The 522-nt window shown below is 43.1% G+C and carries 1 protein-coding gene; it reads right to left on the bottom strand.

Annotated elements, in window-relative coordinates; translation table 11 throughout:
* Positions 1-183: 183 nt before the first annotated feature.
* Positions 184-522: ShlB/FhaC/HecB family hemolysin secretion/activation protein (locus tag ACFINY_RS09980; RefSeq protein WP_375701088.1), on the bottom strand; the 339-nt coding region annotated here is incomplete at its 5' end.

Below are 522 nucleotides of genomic sequence, written 5' to 3'. Positions count from 1 at the left end.
GCATTCGCGTTAGGATCCACAGTAATTTGCGCCTGTAACGCTGAAGGGGCTAACAAACAAGAAAAACCAAGTCCCCCAAATAAAACCTTTTTGAGCATCGTACTGGAGACCAAAACACCTAATAAAGCTGCTCTTTCTGCTCTCTTCTCATATCTCATACGTTAACTCCCCAATAAAAAATGCTTAAAGTTCCATTGTTAATGTCATAAAAAATGTTCCTGATTTTTTGTGCTTAACTGTGCTCCAAAAAATACTGGAATAACTGGCATCAAGAGAGACCATGCCTCCCGCAAGCTTGACACCTGCTGTCCAACCGGCAAGCTGGTCACTCTTAATCCCATACAAAACTTGCGAAAACACACGCCCATAATCCAAACCAACATAAGGGCGAAGTTCTCCAAAAACCTTTTTGAAGGTCGCGTGATTGCTCCACGGAATGGTGCGTAGCAACAAATCATTCCGGCTAAAAAAACCGTTATTGCCAAAAAGCAAACTCTCACGCGTGCCACGAACATTGGAAGC

This window comes from Bartonella sp. AA23NXGY (genome assembly GCF_042197165.1).
Taxonomy (GTDB): domain Bacteria; phylum Pseudomonadota; class Alphaproteobacteria; order Rhizobiales; family Rhizobiaceae; genus Bartonella.
This window is presented reverse-complemented; position numbering and strand designations above follow the sequence as displayed.